The organism is Arthrobacter sp. 05T420, assembly GCF_056396305.1.
Genome location: NZ_JBFTLG010000008.1, coordinates 1 through 16591 on the forward strand (window position 1 = coordinate 1; position 16591 = coordinate 16591).

Below are 16591 nucleotides of genomic sequence, written 5' to 3' on the forward strand. Positions count from 1 at the left end.
TCACACCCCCGAGGACCTCCGGCAGGTCGCCGCGAAACTCAACCGCCGGCCCCGGCCCACCCTGAACCTGGAAACCCCAGCCAACCGGCTGAACCAGCTGCTGCACGCAGCCTAACCCCCTGCGTTGCTCCCACTGATTGACTTTGCCGTGCCTCCATGGGCCGTATCTGACCCCGCGTTGCTTCTCACGGCTCGAAACGGCCAATGGCGCCGGGGAGACTAAACTCAATCCAAGCCCACCCATCACCATGCGAGGAGCCCCCATGCGCGCCACCATCATCCACGGCCCCGGCGACATCCGAGTCGAAGACCGCGACTACCCGACAATCCAGCTGCCCACCGACGTCGTCGTGAAGGTCACCGCCTCCTGCGTCTGCGGCTCGGATCTGTGGCCCTACCGCGGGGTCAAGCCCACCCACAAGCCGTCCGCGATCGGCCACGAGTTCATCGGGACGGTGGAAAGCATCGGCGAGGACATCAGGGACCTGGCCGTGGGCGACCTCGTGATCGCCCCCTTCGTGGTCAGCTGCGGCAAGTGCCCCCAGTGCCTCAACGGCGTCACCGTCGCGTGCGACCACCTCGCCGGCTGGGGCGGCAAGGATGACACCGGCCACGCGATCGACGGCGGCCAGGGCCAGGCTGTCCGCGTGCCGCTCGCCGAGTCCACGCTGGTCAAGGTCCCAGGCGTCACCGATCCCGACGACGCCCTCCGCGCCAGCCTGCTCACGCTCTCCGACGTCATGGCCACCGGCCACCACGCGGCCCTCGCCGCCAAGGCCGGCCCCGGCCGGACTGTCGTCGTCGTCGGCGACGGCGCCGTCGGCCTCTGCGGCGTGCTGGCCGCCAAGCGCCTCGGCGCGGAGCGGATCATCGCCATGTCACGGCACGCCGACCGGCAGGCGATCGCCCGCGAATTCGGGGCCACCGATATCGTGGCCGAGCGCGGGGACGACGGCGTCGCCAAGGTCCGCGAACTGCTCGGCGGCGTCCTGGCCGACTCCGTGCTGGAGTGCGTGGGGACCAAGGAATCCATGGAGCAGGCGCTGCACAGCGTCCGCCCGGGCGGCGCCCTCGGCTTTGTGGGCGTCCCCACCGGCGGGGCCGAAGCCCCGCTGCGCTTCCTGTTCGACACCAACATCTCGATCGGCGGCGGCATGGCCCCGGCCCGGACGTACATCCCGGAACTGCTGGCCGACGTGCTGGACGGCACCATCAATCCGGGCCGCGTGTTCGACTCGGTCATGCCCCTTGAGGAGGCGCCCGAGGCCTACCGCGCCATGGACGAAAGGCGCGCCATCAAGGTCCTGCTGACCCCGTAGCCGGACTCCCGACGGCAGCGGCGCCGGATGCCGCGCAACTGCTTGCCGCCGCCCTTGCACGGGCAAGGGCGAAGGTCTAGCGTGAAGCGCATCAGCATCCGCCGCCGTCGAGGAGCCGTCATGGCCAGGTTTGTGCAGATCATCGAATTCCAGACCTCCCGCATCGAGGAGATCGAACAACTCGGCCGCCCGTCAAGGACCGAGGGGTCCACGGCCCCGACCTTCCGCCGCATCATGGCCGCCGCCGACCGCGACCGCCCCGGCACCTACCTCACGATCGTTGAATTCGACTCCTACGAGTCGGGCATGGAGAACTCCAACCGGCCCGAGACCTCCGAATTCGCCGCGAAGATGGCCGCCCTCTGCGACGGTCCTCCGGTCTTCCGCAACCTGGATCTCATGTGGGAGGACACCGGCGAGGCCGACGCCGGCCAGTAGGCCGGCAGCCGCTCTCGTCAGAGGGACTACCGAAGGGACCGCACCGGGCCCAGGACCGGCAACCGGCCATGGCGTGAAGCCATGGCGTGAATACGCGACTTGGATACGCGGACAGGACGTGGGAGCAGGGAAATGGGTTCTGCAGAGGGCAGGGCGCCGGAAAGCTTCGTTGCGGATCAAGGGCTCGTCATAGATCTCAGCGCGCTGGGCTCCGCTCCCCTGCAACTCGTGGGCGGCAAAGCCGTAAACCTCGGCAAGCTCACCGCGGCCGGGTTCCCGGTGCCGCGCGGCTTCTGCCTCACCACCGCCGCCTATCGGAAGGCCGCCCCGGCCGAACTGGACGCACTGGCGGCCAGCCTGGACGCCGCGCAGCCCGCATCCTTGAACGGCGGAGAACCGGGCGGCGGCCCGCCAGGCCACGACGAGCCAGTCCACGGCTTGAACCACCCCGAACCTGACTTGGGCGAACTGGCGAGGCAGGCGCGGGAAATGATCGTAACCGCGCCGATTCCCACCGACGTTGATGCCGCCCTCCGCGCCGCCTATGCCACGCTCGGCAGCGCCGCCGCCGTGGCGGTCAGGTCCTCCGCCACCGCCGAGGACCTGCCCTTCGCCAGCTTCGCCGGACAGCAGGATTCCTTCCTCAACATTTCCGGAGCCGATGCCGTGGTGGAGTCGGCCCGGCGCTGCTGGGCCTCACTCTGGACCGAACGGGCCGTGGCCTACCGCTGCGCCAACGCAATCAGCCACCGCGACGCCGGACTCGCCGTCGTCGTCCAGGACCTTGTCTCCGCCACAACCGCCGGCGTGCTGTTCACCGCCAATCCCGTGACGGGCACCCGGAGCGAAACGGTCATCGATGCGAGCGCCGGGCCCGGCCAGGCGGTGGTCTCCGGCAGCGTGAACCCTGATCATTTCGTGGTTGAAACGGCCACGGGACGCATCCTGCTCCGCTCGCCGGTAGGGACCGCGGCCAGGCGACGGCCGAGCCTGAACGACGCGCGGATCCGCGAACTCACGGCGCTGGGCGATACCGTCCAGCGGCTGTTCGGTGCACCTCAGGATGTGGAATGGGTGATCGACGCCGCGGGCAAAATCTGGGTCACCCAGTCCAGGCCCATCACCACGCTGTATCCCCTGCCGGACCCGGCCGCCGCCGAACCCCTTGGCGCGGAGTCGGGGCCCGCCGCTGAGCCCCGCGTGTACCTGTGCGGCACCTTGCTTCAGGGCCTGACCAGGCCATTGACTCCCATGGGGCTCTCCGTGCTGGGCTCAATGCGGAACCGCAACGGGCCCTGGGCGTACGTCAACCCCGGCCTGCGCATGTACGTGGATGTGACGGCCATGGTGCGCAACAGGTACGGCCGCCGCTACTTGCTGCGGATGCTCCCGCTGGCAGACGGGAGGTCCGGCGCGGTTTTCCCGGCGCTCCTGGCTGATCCGCGGTTCAGCGTGCGCCTACGGCCGCCCCGGCGGAAACGACCCGGCGCAGCCATCCGGCGGGTCCGGCAGAAACCGGAGCCCGGCAGCCCCGCAGCGCACAGCACCGCAGGGCGCAGTCCCAACACTCTGGCCGGCCTGGGCCTGACGGTCCGGCTGGTTCCGTCCCTGCTGCGGGCCGCGGTGCGGCCGGCCGCCGAACTGCGCCGCGCCTTCGATTACGGAAGGCGCCTCGAAGCCGAGCTTGTCCTGTCGGAGCCGGTCACCGCCTTCGGCCGGCTCGATCACGCCCAGCGGATCCTGGACCGCACGGTGGACGGTCTGATCCTGGCGACGCTGCCCGGACCGTCCGTCGGTTACCTCATGCTGGCCTGGGCCCGCAGGCTGTTGCGCGGCATCGCGGAACCGAGGGAACTCGAGGCAGTGTTGCGGGGGCTGCCCAACAACGTCACCACCGAGATGGACCTTGAGCTCTGGCATCTGGCCGTCACGATCCGCGCGAATGACGCGTCCCGTGAAGCGTTCCTGGCCCACGGCCCGAAGGAACTGGCCGCCCTGTACGCGGCCGGATCCCTGCCCGCAGTGGCGCAGACCGGCCTGCGTGTGTTCCTGGACCGGTACGGCCACCGCGCCGTGGCGGAGATAGACCTTGGCATGCCGCGGTGGGCGGAGAAACCGGACCATATCCTCGGCATGATCTCGAACTACCTTCACGTGGAGGACCCCGAGCAGGCCCCCGACCGGCAGTTCGCCCGCGCCGAGGAACACGCAGAGGCGAGGATCCGCAGCCTGGTGGAACGGACCAGGACCCGGAGCCAGCTCCGCGCCCGGCTGGTGGAGTTTTGCCTGCGCCGGACCCGGCAGCTATCGGGACTGCGCGAACTGCCCAAGTTCTATATCGTCCTCGCCCTCGCGGAGATGCGCCGGCAGTTGAACGCGATCAGCACCGAACTGGTCCGGACCGGTGCGATCGCCGCGGCGGCCGATGTGTACTTCCTGGAATTCGATGAGGTCCGCGTGGGTTTGCGCGGTGCCGACCTCAAGGGCATCGTCGCGGCCCGGCGCCGGCTCTACGACGTCGAAATGCGCAGGCGCCGGATTCCCCGGCTGCTGCTCTCCGACGGTACGGACGTGGAGGCTGCCGTGATGGCCAAGTCCCCCGCCTCCGGCGCCCTCGCCGGGACTCCGGCGTCGGCCGGTACCGCCACCGGAACGGTCCGGGTCATCCTGGATCCGGTCGGCGCCCACCTCGAACCCGGGGAAATCCTCGTGGCGCCTTCCACCGACCCCGGCTGGACACCGCTGTTCATGACCGCAGGCGCCCTCGTGATGGAGATGGGCGGCGTGATCTCGCACGGCGCGGTGGTGGCCCGCGAATACGGCATCCCGGCCGTGGTGGGCGTGCCGGATGCCACCACCCGGCTGCGGACGGGCCAGAGGGTGACCGTGGACGGGTCCGCCGGAACGGTCCGGCAGGTGGATGCCCCGCTCTCCCCCGCGAAGGCCGCCGGCAGCCTGGCCAGCTGAGCACACGAAAGGGCTATGTTAGGGCTATGGTGTCTGTTGGCCGCAAGGCACATGGCACCCCGTTTCCCGAGCCCGAGGGCTTCGGTTCGGGGCTGGTGGACGACGCCGCCCGCCGGGACTCCACGCTGCCCGACTTCGACTGGGCCGTTCTTCCCGAAGGCGTGGTGCGCGGTGACTTCGCGGCGCCCAGCGGCACCCTGGCGACCATCTCCACCGGAGATCCCGGGAAGCCTCGAGTCCTGCTCATCCCGGGCGCCACCGGCTCCAAGGAAGACTTCATCCTCATGCTGCCGGAGCTTGCCGCGGCCGGCTATTTCGTCCTCAGCTGCGACATCGCCGGGCAGTATGAATCCGCCCAGGCCGGGCCCGAAAACCTCGTTCCGCCCCGGCGCCGCTACGACTACGAGCTCTTCCGCGACGACCTCCTCGCCATGCTGGACGCCGAAGACGGCGCGGTGCACGTTGTGGGGTACTCCTTCGCGGCGATCGTTGCCCAACTGGCCTTCGCGCAACGGCCAGAGAAGTTCCGCAGCCTGACCTTGATCAGTTGCCCGCCCGAGCCGGGGCAGAGTTTCCGCGGCCTGCGCCTCGCCGGCTGGTTCAGTGGCTGGGTCAACAACAGGGTGGGCACCGCAGTGATGATTTGGGGTATCCGCAGGAATGTTGCCCGTGTGGCGCCCAAACGGCTGCGGTTCGTGAGGAGCCGGTTCGCGTTCACGCGCCGCTCCTCGGTCATTGACATCATCGGCCTCATGAAGCACACACCGGATCTGCGGCGGGTCCTGGCCGCCGCGACGCTGCCAAAGCTTGTCGCCGTCGGCGAAAAAGACCTCTGGCCGCTGGCGCTGCACCGCCATTTCGCGCAGTCGATCAATGCACGGATTGCCGTCTACCGCGGCGGCCACAGCCCGTCCGAGACCTCGCCGTACCAGATAAGCCGGGACCTGATTGCGCTCTTCGACGCCTCCGTCTCGGCGTGACTGAAGCCACCTGCCGAGACGAAGACCCGCACTAGACCCTTGCACCGCGGCCCGTGGCACCGTACGTTGGGGACAGCGGACGAATGTCTCCGCAGCCGTTGGCCCCAGGGCCGCCGGAGATCAGCAGCATTTCAGAAGGATAAAGGCATGGCTACAGGCACAGTTAAATGGTTCAACGCCGAAAAGGGTTTTGGCTTCATTGCCCCGGATGACGGGTCGGCCGACGTTTTCGCCCACTACTCGGCAATCGCCAGCAGCGGCTACCGCTCGCTGGACGAGAACCAGAAGGTCGAATTCGACGTCACGCAGGGCCCGAAGGGCCCGCAGGCTGAGAACATCCGCCCGCTCTAAGTACTCAGGAAAAAGCCCCGGCCGCCCGGCCGGGACACTTTCCCCGAAGACCACAACGCCCCTCCGGAGGATTCCTCCGGAGGGGCGTTTGTGTTTGCCGGGCGGCTCACGGGCACCGCTGCCGGGCGCCCTGCTGCAGAGTCCCCGGCGTCAGCCGACGTGGACCCACGGGCGCCGCGTGACGTCCGGTTCGGCCTCGCGCAGCACTTCCCGCGTCACCGGGGCGATCTCGCCTTCGCCGAAGGCCAGGAACCGCAGGAGGTTGGTGAACGGGTTTCCCTCCGTCCAGCGGAAGTAGATGTGCGGCATCAGCCCGGTGACATCGCGGATGTGCAGCAGCACGGAGGCGATGGTGTTCGGCACGACAGGCCCGTGGACCTCCAGGATCTGGTACCCGTGCCGGGTCACCCCACGGACCTCAAGCGCGGTCTCGAAGTCCGACGAGTCGTCCACCACGACTTCGAGGAACAGGGCCTGGTAGTCCACCGGGAGGTGGCTGACCTCGATGGCGGACGTGAGCTTGTCCTGGTACGCCTCGGCGCTCAGCCGCCGTGGCTCGTGGGCAATGATCGCGATGGGACCGGTTTCGTTGGCGGCCAGGAACTCCAGGGCCGGGGTGTCCATCCGCACGTGCGTCGCGTGGAGCTCGAAGGAGCGCCGCAGGCGCGAGAGCAGCGAGATCAGGATGATCCCGAGGATGAAGAGCGCCGCGATCCGGATGCCTTCGGGCCGCTCGAAGATGTTGGCCACCGTGGTGTAGATGAACACGACGGCGATGACGCCGAACCCGACTGTGCGCTTGCGTTGCCGCCGTCTGCGCGCGGAGAAGGTTACGGCAACCGCCGCCGATGTCATCAGGACCAGGACGCCGGTGGCGTAGGCGCCGCCCTGGGCGTCGACGTCGGCGTCGAAGAGCCAGGTGATCAGGAACCCCACGAGCGTGAACACCAGGACCAGCGGCCGCACGGCGCGGGCCCACGACGGGGCCATGCCGTACCGGGGCAGATAGCGCGGTACGAGGTTCAGCAGCCCGGCCATGGCGGAGGCGCCGGCAAACCACAGAATCGCAATGGTGCTCAAGTCATAGACGGTGCCGAAGCCGTTCCCCAGGTATTCGTGGGCCAAGAACGCCAGGGCGCGGCCGTTGGCCGGGCCGCCGGGCTCGAAATCCTGCGCCGGGATCAGCACCACCGTGGTGAAGCTGGTGGTGATGAGGAAGGCGCTCATGATGACGGCGGCCGTGGTCAGCAGGCGGCGTGCGCCCTTGATCCGGCCCTCGGGGTTGTCCTCGGTGTCTGTGGCGTGACCGCGGATCTGCGGCATGACGGCGACGCCGGTCTCGAAGCCCGAAAGGCCGAGGGCCAGCTTCGGGAAGACCAGCAGCGCGATTCCCACCACCATCAGCGGGCTGCCGTGGGCCGTGGTCAGCGCCAGCCACCAGTTGCTCACGGCAACGGGGTGGGCGAAGACCTCGAAGATCGTTGTGACGACGACGATGACGTTCAGCCCAAGGTAGAGCCCCACGAGGACGACCGCGACGCCGATCGCCTCCTTGAAGCCGCGCAGGAACACGGCGGCGAGCAAGGCCAGCAGGAACAGGGTGACCGCGACGTTCTGGCCCTGCATCCAGGCGGGGGCGAAGGGGTTCTCGATGGCGTGGGCTGTTGCGTCGGCTGCGGAGAGCGTCATGGTGATCATGAAGTCGGTGGCGGCGAAGCCGAGCAGTACCAGAACGAGTAGTTTCCCGCCCCAGCGCGGCAAAAGCCGCTCCAGCATGGCGATGGACCCTTCGCCGCGCGGGCTTTCGCCAGCCACCCGGCGGTACACCGGCAGCGCGCCCAACAGGGTCACGGCGACCAGGACCAGGGTGGCCAGCGGCGAAATCACCCCGGCCGCGAGAGCGGCGATGGCGGGCTGATAGCCCAGCGTGGAGAAGTAGTCCACGCCTGTCAGGCACATGACCTGCCACCACGTGTGTTTTTTCAGGTGGCTGTCGCTCACGGCCCCGGGTCCCTGATGGATTCCCTTGGCATCTTGGAGGCCGAACAGCAGCCAGTTCCTGAAGTGCTCCCCGGCGCCGGGCCGGGGCGCCGAAGGGTCTGCCGGAGGCCGGCTGAGGGTGGTCATGATGTCCTTTCCACGCGGCGCACAGCACCGCTTCCATCCGGGACAGTACCAGCGCCCGCCGCCGCCGCACCCGTCCGGCGGGCAATCCTGATGCTTCCTTAACGCGGCCCTTAGCCGGGCCTAACGCGTTCTTCGGGCCCGCGGGGGTCCCAGGCGGTCGCTCCGCTAAGGCCGCGTCAAGATCCGGGCCACAACCATCAAGGAAGCGTTAAAACCGGCGCTGCGGGCCGGCGTCAGGGTTTGACTGGAGCTGTCCCCGCAACGGGGTACCGAAGAAAGGAACTTGCAATGGCCGACCTGGCTGTAATCGGAATTCTCCTGGTGGCGATGGGGTTTGTGATGTGGATCGGCCACGCCCTGGCCGGGATGGTCGGCGGTCCCGATGACCGGGCGGAGGGCGGGCAATGAGCGCCGATGCGATCATGTGGCTCGTCCTGCTGATTGTTGGGTTGTGCCTCTTCGGCTACCTGCTGGCTGTCCTGATCCACCCGGAAAAGTGGTGAGCGGCACGTGACGTTCAATACTGCATCGTTCTTCACCCAGCTCGCAGCCCTCCTCCTGGTCCTCGCCGCCGTACACAGGCCGCTCGGGGTCTACCTCGCAAACGTTTTCGAGGGCACCACCTCAAGCAGGCCGGAGCGGCTGTTCTACCGGCTCGCCGGTGTCGACGCCGGCACCGAACAGACCTGGTCGGTGTACCTCCGCAGCGTCCTGGCGTTTTCGGCGGTTTCCATCGTTGTGGTGTACGGTCTCCAGCGGCTGCAGGGTCTCCTGCCCGGCCGCGGCGCCCTGACCGGGGTGGACCCGTGGGTGGCCATGAACACGGCCATCTCCTTTGTCACCAACACCAACTGGCAGGCCTATGCCCCCGAAACCACCGTCGGCATTTTCGTGCAGATGTGCCTGCTGGCTGTGCAGAACTTCCTCTCCGCCGCCGTCGGGATCGTCGTCGCCGTCGCCCTCATCCGCGGCATCACCCGCACCCGGACCGACCGGCTCGGCAACTTCTGGGTCGACCTGGCCCGGACCACCTTCCGGGTCCTGCTGCCGCTCGCGTTCGTGGCGGCAGTGGTGATGGTGCTCGGCGGCGTGGTGCAGAACTTCTGGCCCACCGGGGTCACCAACCAGGCCACCGGTGTTTCGCAGCTCATTCCGGGCGGACCCGTGGCCTCCCAGGAAGCCATCAAAATCCTGGGCACCAACGGCGGCGGCTACTTCAACGCCAACTCCGCCCACCCGTTCGAGAACCCCAACGCCATCATCAGCCTGTTCGAGGTATTCCTGATCCTGCTCATCCCCTCCGCCCTGCCCTACGCCTATGGCCGGATGGTGGGCGACCAGAAGCAGGGCTACACGGTCGTGGCCGTCATGGGCACGCTCTGGCTCGCCTCGACGGCACTCACCGGCTGGGCCGTGGCCTCCGCAGAGGGGACCGCGACGGCGGCGGCCGGCGGCCTCGGCGAAGGCTTCGAACAACGCTTCGGAGCCGCCCCGAGCGCGATCTTCGCCGCCTCGACCACCCTGACCTCCACCGGGGCCGTCAACGTCGCCCACGATTCGCTGCCACCGCTGGCCGGCGGAGTGGCCATGGTGAACATGATGCTCGGCGAGGTCGCCCCCGGCGGAACCGGCTCCGGACTGTACGGGCTCCTGATCCTGTCCATCGTCTCCGTCTTCATTGCCGGCCTCATGGTCGGACGCACACCGGAATACCTGGGCAAGAAGGTCGGCCCCACGGAAATGAAACTCACGGCCATGTACATCCTGGTGACCCCGACCCTGGTCCTGGCCCTTGCCGGTATCACCGTCCTGCTCCCGGACATCATGGCCAACGCGCCGGCCACCGGCCCGCACCAATTCAGTGAAGTCCTCTACGCCTTTACCTCAGGCGCCAACAACAACGGCTCCGCATTCGGCGGCATCACCACCTCCGGCCCCTACCTCTCGAGCATGCTCGGTATCGGGATGCTGCTGGGCCGGTTCCTGCCGATCGTCCTGGTCCTCGCCCTGGCCGGGTCCCTCGCCCGGCAGGGCAAGGTTCCCGCCTCCGCCGGGACCGTGCCCACCCACGGCCCGCTCTTCGGCTCACTCCTGCTCGGCGTCACCGTGATCATGACCGCCCTGAGCTACTTTCCGGCCCTCGCCCTGGGCCCCCTCGCAGAAGGACTCCTGAAATGACCCGGCCCAGCACGGCACTAGCCACGGACGCCGCCGTCGCCGCAACCCTCGCCGACGGCAACCCCCTCGGCACCCCCGGCGAACACAAGCACCACACCAAGGCCCCGGCGAAACTGACGCTCGCATCCGTCGCGGCCGCCTTGCCGCTCGCGGTCCGGAAACTCTCCCCGGCCCAGATGATCCACTCCCCGGTCATGTTCACCGTGCTGGTCGGGGCCGGACTGTGCACGGCGATCTCCCTGTACCGGCCTTCGCTGTTCGGCATCGCGGTCACCGCCTGGCTGTGGCTCACCGTCCTGTTCGGAACCCTGTCCGAATCCATCGCCGAGGGCCGCGGCAAAGCCCAGGCCGACAGCCTCCGCGCCAGCCGCAAAGGCGTTCAGGCCAGGCTCCGCCAGCCCGACGGCACCACGAAGGAGGTCCCCGGCACCGAGCTGCGGCTGGGCGACGTTGTCATCTGCGAAGCCGGCGACGTCATCCCCTCGGACGGCGAAATCATCGACGGCCTCGCCAGCGTCGACGAATCGACCATCACCGGCGAGTCAGCCCCGGTCATCCGTGAATCCGGCGGCGACCGCTCCTCCGTCACCGGCGGCACCCGCGTCCTCTCGGACCGCATCGTCATCCGGATCACCGCCGAACCGGGCCAGACGTTCATCGACCGGATGATCAAGCTGGTCGAAGGCGCCGTGCGGCAAAAAACCCCCAACGAAATCGCCCTCCACGTGCTGCTGGTCTCCCTGACCATCGTGTTCCTGGCCGTCACCATGTCCCTGGCCCCGTTCGCCGCCCTCGCCGGCGCCACCCCGTCCCCGATCGTCCTGGTCGCCCTGCTGGTCTGCCTTATCCCCACCACCATCGGGGCGCTGGTCCCCGCGATCGGCATCGCCGGCATGGACCGCCTGGTCCAGCACAACGTGCTCGCCACCTCCGGCCGCGCCGTGGAAACCGCCGGAGACATCACCACCCTCCTGCTCGACAAGACCGGCACCATCACCTACGGCAACCGCCGAGCCGTCAACTTTTTCCCCGCCAGGGATGTGGAACGGACCGACCTGATCGACGCGGCCCGGGTCTGCAGCCTGGCCGACGACACCCCGGAGGGTCGCTCGATCGTGGACCTGGCCGCGGACAAGGGCGTCGCCGGACCCGATCTGGCCGCCCTCGAACGCAGCTCCGCCGATTTCGCCGTCGTCTCCTTCAGCGCCACCACCCGCATGAGCGGGCTGGACGTTGACGGGCTGCAGATCCGCAAAGGCGCCGCCGCCGCGGTATCGGCCTTCGTCGCCGGCTACGGCGGCCACACACCGGCAGAGGTCGAGCACCGGGTGGAAGGAATCTCCGCCCAGGGCGGCACACCCCTGCTGGTCGCCCGGGTGGGTCTCGACGGCCGGGCGGACGTCCTGGGGACCATCCACCTCGCCGACGTCGTCAAACCAGGCATGCACGCCCGCTTCGCCGAACTGCGGAAGATGGGCATCCGGACCGTGATGATCACTGGTGACAACCCCATCACGGCCAAGGCGATCGCCGCCGAAGCCGGGGTGGACGACTTCCTTGCCGAAGCCACACCGGAGGACAAACTCGACGTCATCAAAAAAGAGCAGGCCGCAGGCCGGCTCGTGGCCATGACAGGGGACGGCACCAACGACGCCCCGGCGCTGGCCGCGGCGGACGTCGGCGTCGCGATGAACTCCGGCACCCCGGCCGCCAAGGACGCCGCGAACATGGTGGACCTCGACTCCGATCCCACCAAGCTCATCAACATCGTGGGCATCGGCAAGCAGTTACTCATCACCCGCGGGGCGCTGACCACCTTCTCCGTCGCCAACGACGTCGCCAAGTACTTCGCCATCGTCCCGGCCCTGTTCACGGCCGCCTTCCCGGGACTCGGACTGCTGAACATCATGGGACTGGCCACCCCGTCCTCGGCCATCCTCTCGGCCGTAATCTTCAACGCCCTGATCATCATCGCCCTGGTGCCGCTGGCGCTCCGCGGCGTCAAATACCGCGCGGTCTCCGCCAACCAGGCACTGGGACGGAACCTGCTGATCTACGGACTCGGCGGGCTCATCGCACCCTTCATCGGCATCAAGATCATCGACCTGATCCTGTCCCTCATCCCCGGCATCGGCTAGGAACGCCCCATGAATACACTCACCGGCTATCTCCGGCAGGCCGGGACCGCACTGCGGTTCCTCGTGCTCGCCACCGTGGTCCTCGGACTCGGCTATCCCCTGGCCGTCTTCGGTGCGGGCCAGTTGATCGCCCCTTACCAGGCCAACGGCTCCATCATCAAGGACTCGGCCGGAAACCCCGCCGCGTCGACCCTGATCGTCCAGGCGCCGGCCGACAAAGCCGGCGCCCAGGACCCGCGCTGGTTCCATGCCCGGCCCTCGGCCGTAAAGTGGGACCCGGCGTCGTCGTCGGCAAGCAATCTTGGCCCCAACGACCCCAAACTGGCAGAGGCCATCGCGGCCAACCGTGCAGCCGTCGCGGCGGCAGAATCCGTCCCCGAAGCAGAGGTCCCCGCCGATGCCGTGACCGCCAGCGGCTCCGGACTCGACCCCGATATCTCCCCCGCCTACGCCCGTCTCCAGATCCAGCGCGTGGCCGCCGCGCACGGTCTCAGCACGGAAGCCGTGGCCGCCCTCGTGTCGCGGCAGACCAGTGGCGGCGCCCTGGCGTTCCTGGGGCAGCCTGCCGTGAACGTGACTGCCCTGAACCTTGCAGTCGCCGCCGCGTCGCCCGTGTCCGCCTCCAAGTGACAGAATGACGACATGGCACGTGGAACGCTGCGGATCTTCCTGGGGGCCGCGCCCGGAGTGGGCAAAACCTACGAGATGCTGGAGGAAGCCCACCGCCTCGGTGAGCGGGGCGAGGAAGTTGTCGTCGCCTTCGCGCTGGACCACGGCCGCGCCGACACAAGGGCCCTCATGGCGGGCCTCGAGATCATTCCGCCCCGGCCGCTGAGCTACCGCGGCGCGGAATTCGAGGAAATGGACGTGGACGCAGTCCTGGCCCGCGCCCCCGAAACCGCAGTGGTGGACGAATACGCCCACTCGAACGTCCCGGGCAGCCGCAACCAGAAACGCTGGCAGGACGTAGACGACCTCCTTAACGCCGGGATCAATGTACTGTCCACTGTCAATATCCAGCATCTGGCGTCCCTAGGCGACGTCGTCAGCGCCATCACCGACGTCCGGCAGGCAGAGACGGTGCCTGACGACGTCGTGAGGCGCGCCGACCAGATTGACCTGGTCGATATTCCCCCTGAGCTGTTGCGTCAGCGACTCAGCGACGGAAAAATCTACGCCGCGGACAAGATCGATGCGGCCCTGTCCAACTATTTCCGGCTGGGCAACCTCAGTGCGCTGCGCGAGCTCGCCTTGCTCTGGCTGGCCGACCGGGTGGACGAAGGCCTGGCGAAGTACCGGGCCGAGAACGGGATCCAAGAAAGCTGGCCGGCCCGCGAGCGCATCGTCGTGGGCCTGACCGGCGGCCCTGAGGGCGAGGCACTCATCAGGCGCGGGGCCCGCATCCTGACCCGAGTCAGCGGCGGCGACCTTCTGGCAGTCCACGTGCGCGCCGCCGACGGTGTCGCCTCGGAGTCGCCACAGGCGCTCGAACGGCAACGGCGGCTGATCCAGGAGCTGGGCGGCAGCTACCACATCGTGGCCGGAGAAGACCCTGCCACCGCCCTGCTGGACTTCGCCCGCAGCGTCAACGCCACCCAAATCGTGGTCGGCATCTCGCGGCATAAAAACTTCGTCAGCCTGCTGGGCGGCCTCCTGGGCGGCGGGGTCGGTACCCGTGTGGTGCGGGGCTCCGGGGACATTGATGTCCACATGGTCTCGCATCCGCTCGGCGGCCAAGGCACGGGGGTGCCGCGCCCCCGCGATCTGGGCCGGGCCCGGGTTGCCGTGGGCCTAGTCCTGGCCGTGCTCTTACCTGTTCTCCTGCAACTGCTGCTCGTGGCCGTAAATCCGGACCACAGCGTTGCCACCGCAATGCTCGTCCAGCTCAGCGGCTCCGTGGCGGTTGCCTTGGTGGGCGGGCTGTGGCCCGCGGTCCTGGCGGCCCTGTGGAGCAGCCTGCTGGTGAACTACTTCTCCACACCCCCGATCGGCAACCTGACCATCAGCGATGCGCAGAACTTCCTGGCGCTCTTCGTCTTCCTGACAGTCTCGGCGGCCGTCGCCGTGGTGGTGGACCTGTCCGCCCGCCGCTCGAAGGAGGCCGCCCGGGCCAGGGCCGAGGCCACCACTCTCAGTGACCTCACCCGCGGTGCGGCAGGTTCCGAAGATACCGTCCAGTCGCTGCTCGAGCAGGCCAGGACCGTTTTCCAGGTCCGGGGGACGGCTCTCTTCGGCCAGGGGAACGACGGCGACGCACCCTGGCAATTCCTGGCGTCCGCCGGCGAGGTCCCGGCCGCCGCGCTGCGGACGGCCACGGAGGGGCAGAATACCCAGCGCCAGGACACAGAGCCCCGGGACCCGGCCGCGGGCGAAGGCACGGAAGGCGAGAACATCGAGGAGATCGACCCCACCACCCGGCTGGTCCTCTACGGCCGGATCCTGCCGGCCAGTGACCGGCGGCTCCTCGCGGCATTCGGCGTGCACCTGGCCGCCCAGCTGGAACGCCAGCAGTTGGTGGCCAGCCGACGCGAAATGATGCGCCTGGCCGAGAGCGACACCATGCGCACGTCCATTCTCCGCGCGGTCTCCCACGATCTGCGGACGCCGCTGGCCGGGATCAAGCTCGCCGTCGGGGGCCTCCGCCAGACCGGCGTCCCCTATACCCCGCAGGAAGAGCAGGAGCTGCTGGCCACGATCGAGGAATGCTCGGACCGGCTCGACCTGCTGGTCGGCGACCTGCTGGACATGTCCCGCATCACCTCCGACTCGGTCCGCCCCCAGCTGCGCCCCCTCCGCTGGTATGAGGTCATCCCCGGCGCGTTGCACGGCGTCCCGCAGGGCCGGGTGCGGGTGGAGCTTCCAGCCAACATGCCCGAGATCGATGCCGACCAAGGCATGCTGGAGCGCGTGATCGCCAACATCGTCGAAAACGCCGTAAAGTACGCCCCGGATTCGGACATCGTGGTGGTGGGAACCGCCGGCGGGCTCAGCCCGGCCACGCTCGGGGGGCGTCCCGCCGGCGAGTTGCGCATCATCGATCATGGCCGCGGTGTCCCGGCGGAACGGGTCCTTGACATGTTCCGCCCGTTCCAGCGCCTCGACGACGACGCCCGGGGCGCCGGCGTTGGGCTCGGCCTGGCCGTAGCGAAGGGATTCACCGAGGCGATGGGCGGACGGCTCGCGGCGGAGGCGACTCCGGGCGGCGGCCTGACCTTGGTGATCACCCTGCCGCTCTCCACCGGCGCGCCCTTTGACGCCGCGCCCGGCCAGGCCCCGCTGGAGCCGCAGTCTGCGCTGACGGGCCGCAGCCACCGGCCTCCGCTGGCCGTCACCGGCCAGGAAACCAGCGAAGACGCCGGGCCGGACCCGCTGTGAGCGCGGTCCTGGTGGTCGACGACGACCCCCACCTGTTGCGGGCGCTGCGCATTACGCTGCAGGCCCATGGCTATGAGGTCTCGACAGCTGCGGACGGAAGGACGGCTCTGCTGAAGGCCCGGCAGGAGCCGCCGTCGGTGGTGATCCTGGACCTCGGCCTACCGGATCTGGACGGCACAGCGGTGATCCGGGAGCTGCGCGGCTGGAGCACTGCACCGGTTCTGGTGCTGTCCGCCCGCCACGGCTCAGACGACAAAGTCCAGGCGCTCGACGCCGGCGCGGACGACTACATCACCAAACCCTTCGGCCTGGACGAGCTCCTGGCCCGACTCCGCGCTGTGCTGCGCCGCAGCATCGAACCGGAGCACGACGCCGTGGTCAGCACAGAAAACTTCACCGTGGACTTGGGCAAGCGCAGGGTCATCCGGGATGGCCAGGACGTCCGGCTGACGCCTACGGAGTGGAAAATGCTCGAGGTGCTGGTCCGGAACCCGGAAAAGCTCATCACGCAGCAGCAGTTGCTCTCCGACGTCTGGGGTCCGGCCTATGCCAAGGAGACCAATTACCTCCGGGTCTACATGGCCCAGCTGCGGCGCAAGCTGGAGCGGGACACCGCCAACCCGCGCCACCTGCTCACTGAGGCAGGCATCGGCTACCGGTTCATGCCCTGACAGCTTTCCTGATGGTTTTCCGATGCCGCGGCGCGCCATGGATACTG

General features: G+C 68.6%; 12 protein-coding genes. 11 read left to right on the forward strand and 1 reads right to left on the reverse strand.

The features are described 5' to 3' along the window. The first annotated feature begins 263 nt into the window (after positions 1-263). The 5 genes from AC1DEM_RS09320 (at position 264) to AC1DEM_RS09340 (ending at position 6055) form a co-directional block, all read left to right on the forward strand. On the forward strand, positions 264-1319 hold the full coding sequence (locus AC1DEM_RS09320) for a zinc-dependent alcohol dehydrogenase family protein (RefSeq protein WP_476884094.1): 1056 nt from the start codon (positions 264-266) through the stop codon (positions 1317-1319). 81 nt (positions 1320-1400) lie between these two features. Further along, positions 1401-1757 (forward strand): hypothetical protein, encoded by a 357-nt coding sequence (locus AC1DEM_RS09325; protein ID WP_476884095.1) that lies wholly within the window; start codon positions 1401-1403, stop codon positions 1755-1757. 132 nt (positions 1758-1889) lie between these two features. Further along, positions 1890-4724, forward strand: coding sequence for a PEP/pyruvate-binding domain-containing protein (locus AC1DEM_RS09330; RefSeq protein ID WP_476884096.1), 2835 nt, complete (start codon positions 1890-1892; stop codon positions 4722-4724). 26 nt (positions 4725-4750) lie between these two features. Continuing rightward, positions 4751-5704: an alpha/beta fold hydrolase gene (locus AC1DEM_RS09335; RefSeq protein ID WP_476884097.1), complete on the forward strand. Its 954-nt coding sequence runs from the start codon at positions 4751-4753 to the stop codon at positions 5702-5704. A gap of 147 nt (positions 5705-5851) precedes the next feature. Beyond that, positions 5852-6055 carry a cold-shock protein gene (locus tag AC1DEM_RS09340; protein ID WP_013599688.1) on the forward strand — a complete coding sequence of 68 codons (204 nt, stop codon included), beginning with the start codon at positions 5852-5854 and terminating at the stop codon, positions 6053-6055. 150 nt (positions 6056-6205) lie between these two features. Here the strand turns inward: AC1DEM_RS09340 and AC1DEM_RS09345 are convergent, their stop codons facing one another. Then, on the reverse strand, positions 6206-8182 hold the full coding sequence (locus AC1DEM_RS09345) for an APC family permease (RefSeq protein WP_476884098.1): 1977 nt from the start codon (positions 8180-8182) through the stop codon (positions 6206-6208). A 404-nt stretch (positions 8183-8586) separates the two neighbouring features. Here AC1DEM_RS09345 and kdpF point away from each other — a divergent pair, with 404 nt between their 5' ends. The 6 genes from kdpF to AC1DEM_RS09375 are packed head-to-tail and all read left to right on the forward strand — an operon-like array spanning position 8587 to position 16544. Further along, positions 8587-8685 carry a K(+)-transporting ATPase subunit F gene (gene kdpF / locus AC1DEM_RS09350; protein ID WP_476884099.1) on the forward strand — a complete coding sequence of 33 codons (99 nt, stop codon included), beginning with the start codon at positions 8587-8589 and terminating at the stop codon, positions 8683-8685. 7 nt (positions 8686-8692) lie between these two features. After that, entirely contained in the window at positions 8693-10360 is a 1668-nt protein-coding gene (kdpA, locus tag AC1DEM_RS09355) for a potassium-transporting ATPase subunit KdpA (protein WP_476884100.1), read from the forward strand. Then, positions 10357-12498 (forward strand): potassium-transporting ATPase subunit KdpB, encoded by a 2142-nt coding sequence (kdpB, locus tag AC1DEM_RS09360; RefSeq protein ID WP_476884101.1) that lies wholly within the window; start codon positions 10357-10359, stop codon positions 12496-12498. The genes kdpA and kdpB overlap by 4 nt, the downstream gene beginning before the upstream one ends. A 9-nt stretch (positions 12499-12507) precedes the next feature. Continuing rightward, complete coding sequence (gene kdpC, locus AC1DEM_RS09365; protein ID WP_476884102.1) at positions 12508-13128, forward strand: K(+)-transporting ATPase subunit C; 621 nt, start codon at positions 12508-12510, stop codon at positions 13126-13128. A 12-nt stretch (positions 13129-13140) separates the two neighbouring features. Then, entirely contained in the window at positions 13141-15873 is a 2733-nt protein-coding gene (locus AC1DEM_RS09370) for a DUF4118 domain-containing protein (protein ID WP_476884103.1), read from the forward strand. Beyond that, positions 15870-16544 carry a response regulator gene (locus AC1DEM_RS09375; protein WP_476884104.1) on the forward strand — a complete coding sequence of 225 codons (675 nt, stop codon included), beginning with the start codon at positions 15870-15872 and terminating at the stop codon, positions 16542-16544. The genes AC1DEM_RS09370 and AC1DEM_RS09375 overlap by 4 nt, the downstream gene beginning before the upstream one ends. The last annotated feature ends 47 nt before the right edge of the window (positions 16545-16591 follow it).

Bases quoted from the DNA above. Each gene is read 5' to 3' on its own strand.
- AC1DEM_RS09340 (WP_013599688.1), top strand. From the start codon at position 5,852: ATGGCTACAGGCACAGTTAAATGGTTCAACGCCGAAAAGGGTTTTGGC.
- kdpC (WP_476884102.1), top strand. From the start codon at position 12,508: ATGAATACACTCACCGGCTATCTCCGGCAGGCCGGGACCGCACTGCGG.
- AC1DEM_RS09330 (WP_476884096.1), top strand. From the start codon at position 1,890: ATGGGTTCTGCAGAGGGCAGGGCGCCGGAAAGCTTCGTTGCGGATCAA.
- AC1DEM_RS09335 (WP_476884097.1), top strand. From the start codon at position 4,751: ATGGTGTCTGTTGGCCGCAAGGCACATGGCACCCCGTTTCCCGAGCCC.
- AC1DEM_RS09370 (WP_476884103.1), top strand. From the start codon at position 13,141: ATGGCACGTGGAACGCTGCGGATCTTCCTGGGGGCCGCGCCCGGAGTG.
- AC1DEM_RS09320 (WP_476884094.1), top strand. From the start codon at position 264: ATGCGCGCCACCATCATCCACGGCCCCGGCGACATCCGAGTCGAAGAC.
- kdpF (WP_476884099.1), top strand. From the start codon at position 8,587: ATGAGCGCCGATGCGATCATGTGGCTCGTCCTGCTGATTGTTGGGTTG.
- AC1DEM_RS09345 (WP_476884098.1), bottom strand. From the start codon at position 8,182: ATGACCACCCTCAGCCGGCCTCCGGCAGACCCTTCGGCGCCCCGGCCC.
- kdpB (WP_476884101.1), top strand. From the start codon at position 10,357: ATGACCCGGCCCAGCACGGCACTAGCCACGGACGCCGCCGTCGCCGCA.